Raw genomic sequence first — 3,309 nt, forward strand, 5'->3', positions numbered from 1 at the left:
GTTTCACATTGCACCTTGTCCGGTAGTTGGAGCGACGATGAAGGTTGCTTGTGTAGCTTTGCGTCCACCAGTGCCCTTTACGAGAAGGACATTCCCCAGGGGTTCGTACAGGCACCGGTGATCATGCCCGTAAACCTGCCGCCGCAGAAGCCCTTGCCGTCCCCATTGATGGATGGTGGTCTGGCTAACTTCGAGCTGCGCGGCGAGTTCGGCGCCGGTAAGCAGGCCGCGCGAGCGCAGTCGCTCAAATCGACTTGGCAGTCCATAGGTGGTCCGAACCAGCGCGACCATCCTGGCGGTAAATGCCTGCTGCTGCCAGTTTGTATATCCAAGCTCATTGAGTCGCGTGGCGACTTGCTGATCGGTACACGTTTCGAGAAGCTCATCGATAACCGTCACGACGGCCGGCAGTGTCTTGCGTACCAGGGCCATCGGCCTGGGCTTGTCGACCGCCAGTGAAGTCGTTCGGCCACCCCGGAAACGCACGTGGATCGAGACCTTCTCTGACTTCACAAGAGTGACGTCTTCGATAAGCAGTCCGAGCATGCGCTTGCGCTCGATGGATGCGACGCGCTTATCGTTCCAGACGGTGGCGAAGTCATCTGCAAGAGCGCGGATACGCGCGCGAGCCTCATCTCCAAGAAGATCCTGATCTGACCGGCGCTGGCGATCGTGTTCCTGCTGCAGCATGTCCAGTCGACGTAGGCGATCGTTCCAATCGGCTTCCAGCGCATCGGCAACCATCCGGTTCGCTGGATCGACATTCATGTAGCGACGGCGGGCGAGTTCGGCTTCGTATCGCGCGCGTTCCAGTTGCTTCAGACGCATGGAATCGGCCTGCGCAATACGACCGGCGATCTCGTCCTCGACTGCGAGCGCTACTTCGATGGCTGCCGGCACAACTGTCTCCAGGAGCAACGCACTGATTGCATCATCGATCGCGCGCCCACGTATCGACTGGCATGGTTTGCCCGCATCGTGAGCAGCGACGTCGTGACATACGTAGTACGGTTCCATCCTGTCGCTTACCTTCTGATAGCGCACACGCATGCGATTGCCGCAAATGCCGCAGATGACGCGCCCCTGCAGCAGTCCATCCCCTTCGCGAGGGACCGTACCTCGCACGAGCGAACCGAATCCATTCGCGCTTTGCCTGAGCGTCACCTGATTGCGCTCGAATTCGTCCCAGTCAATGTAGCCGATGTGGGCGTCGCGGATGAGAACCTGCCAGTCGGACTGCGCGACCTTCAGTTGCGTGCTGGTCAAGTCGGCCTTGCGTCCAGTTCTCGTCCGACCGTACACAAAGGCACCCGCATATCGGGGATTGTGGAGGATCTGCAGAACACGCGATGTGTTCAGTGCGCCCCAGTGCACTTCGCCTTTGCCGATACCGCGGCGGATCCGGCGCGGGAAGGACCAGCCTTCGCGACGGAAGCGGCGTACGACCATGCTTGCCGAGTGCGTTTGCCGGTAGGTATCGAACAGCAGTCGCAGGCTCGCGTGGATTTGCTGGTCGGGGTCGAGCACAACCGATCCGTTTGGATGGTAGACCAGCCCGACGGGAAGTGGCAGTTCGAGTTCGCCACGCCGCGCCTTGTTACGCATCCCACCCTGCAACCGCGCGTTCAGCACGTGCAACTCCGCCTCGCTCATGGTTCCCTTCAGACCGAGCAGCAGGCGGTCGTTGAAGTAAGCCGGATCATATACGCCGTCTTCGTCAAGGATCAGGGTGTGGGTCAGTGCCGCAAGTTCGATGAGCCGATGCCAATCAGCGTTGTTGCGCGCCAGACGAGACACCTCAAGTCCGAGTACGATGCCGGCGTGGCCGATGGCGACCTCCGAAACCAGTTGCTGGAACCCGTCCCGGTGTTCTGCGCTTGCGCCGGACAGGCCAAGATCGGTGTCGATAACGTGGATGCGTTCTATGGGCCAGCCCAACGACACAGCGCGCTCACGTAAAGCATACTGGCGCTTCGTACTCTCGGTGTTCTCAAAGACCTGGCGTAGCGACGATTGCCGCACGTAAAGGAAGGCATCACGACGCAAGTGGTCGTGCGTAACCTTCTGATACCGATCAGTAGACATGGGCGAGCTCCGAATGGGTCCGTAGAACGAGGTTGGCCAGCAAGCGCACAAACTCGTCGCCAGCCGGAAGGGCGTCCATACGCTGCACCTGGTGACCCGAGGTAGTGTCTATGGCCGCCGTTGACTTCACGAGTACAGGAAGTCCATGCAGCATCCCGTGATAGCGCAGCGCTGCGGCGCCCTCGGCGCGCGGGGTGCCGTCGATCACCGCATCGCGTAGGGCCTCGTAAGCGGCAGTCAATGCTTGCGCGAAAGGGACGGCGGCAACGGTTGGCTCTACGGTTTTTTTTTGCGCGCGATCGCGCGTTCGATGCTTCTGGGGTGGACCGAGATACCGAGCTCGGATTCCAGTTGCTCGGCTAGTGCTCGGGCGTGAATCGCGCCATCGCCTTCGAGATGTTGTTCGACGAACGCCATCGCCTCGAAGTTGAGCTTGTGCGCCCCCTTGGGCCCACGCTGCTTCGGAACGAGTCCTGCCAGGCCATCGCGAGCAAACGCGGCCTCGGCCTGATAGAAGGTCGGCCGTGACATGCCGAACAGCGCCGCAGCATCGGCCTTCGATGCGCCGTCGACGCTGACATGGCGCAGCATCTCGTACTTGACTTGAATCAAGTCGCGGGCGTCGAAAAAATCGCTCGACTGGAACCAGGAAGCCCGCACCCTCTCGGGATGGGGATTCAGTACGCCGAGGCGCCTGAGACGTTCCAGCTTTGGATCGGGCTTGGTCAAGATCGCTACACCGGTGCAAATCGTGTAATTTAAAATATGCCGCACATACGCCAATGTCAAGGCCAACACACAATCGGATGTGCCGTGAAAAGCGCGATAAATCGGATGTGTTGATACGAACGCCATGCGAACACAAATCTACTGCGGCGTAATTTAGCTTACACATACGGCGTAATTTACTTGACACGACCCAGGACCTCCGGCCTCAGGTCGTCGATTAGCGCGCGCAGCCTCCGAAGGTCGTCGACACGGAAAGCGGAGCGCCCCGCCGCAGCCTGCGCGAACGCGTCCGGCTCATCCACATCCGTCCACGAGGCCAAGATTGATACCAGCTGGTCATGTTCGTCGTAGAACATGACCCGATCCTCTCCCCAGTTGACGCGCCGGGTAGCCAGCTGGATTAGGGTGCCGCAACGCGGGTGAAATGGATGAGTGATCTTGACCGTTACGGTCCCGCAACCGTCGTCACGACAAGCAGTTGCTGACTTGCGATAA

The 3,309-nt window shown here is 60.0% G+C and carries 4 protein-coding genes; all 4 read right to left on the reverse strand.

The genetic code is table 11. The annotated features are described in order from the left end of the window. Nucleotides 1–3 precede the first annotated feature (3 nt). A complete protein-coding gene (locus G3N64_RS38555; protein ID WP_205788816.1) occupies nucleotides 4–2,085 on the reverse strand; it encodes a recombinase family protein in 2,082 nt (693 codons plus the stop codon). After that, complete coding sequence (locus G3N64_RS38560; protein ID WP_205788817.1) at nucleotides 2,075–2,293, reverse strand: hypothetical protein; 219 nt, start codon at nucleotides 2,291–2,293, stop codon at nucleotides 2,075–2,077. Before G3N64_RS38560 ends, G3N64_RS38555 begins: the two co-directional genes overlap by 11 nt. A 68-nt stretch (nucleotides 2,294–2,361) precedes the next feature. Beyond that, a complete protein-coding gene (locus tag G3N64_RS38565; protein WP_205788818.1) occupies nucleotides 2,362–2,814 on the reverse strand; it encodes a helix-turn-helix domain containing protein in 453 nt (150 codons plus the stop codon). A 176-nt stretch (nucleotides 2,815–2,990) separates the two neighbouring features. Then, nucleotides 2,991–3,309: DUF5372 family protein (locus G3N64_RS38570; protein WP_241021431.1), on the reverse strand; the 319-nt coding region annotated here is incomplete at its 5' end.

Source organism: Burkholderia sp. Ac-20344 (assembly GCF_017104975.1).
Lineage (GTDB): Bacteria > Pseudomonadota > Gammaproteobacteria > Burkholderiales > Burkholderiaceae > Burkholderia.